This is a genomic window from Salinimicrobium oceani (assembly GCF_012037645.1).
On record NZ_JAAVJR010001355.1, the window covers coordinates 1 to 321 of the forward strand.

Consider the following 321-nt stretch of genomic DNA (forward strand, 5'->3'; position numbering starts at 1 on the left):
GAAGTCTTCGGTAGGAGTAATGACTACTTTAAGTTTGACAATTTCAGACTCCCCGCCGATATTGACATTTCCGCTCCTGAAAATGGGTTCCTGCTGGTTACTGGCAGGAGCAGTAGTTCCCACCTTATAAAAATCTGAAGATGCTTTTCCCGACATACCTTCCCATTTTCCTGCGGAAGAATTCCACCAGTAAAAACCAGGAGAAAATTCCCCTTTTTGGGAGGTAAGGAAGATCAGCATTCCATTTTGGTCTGCACCCGGATTAGTGGCCGGGAAATTGTTAAGCCTCGGGATCAAAATACCATCTGCAGGCCCGGGAGT

The 321-nt window shown here is 46.4% G+C and carries 1 pseudogene; it reads right to left on the reverse strand.

Features of this window, described 5'->3' with window-relative positions:
* Positions 1-321 (reverse strand): annotated as a pseudogene (locus HC175_RS22180) (hypothetical protein); the annotation flags it as partial.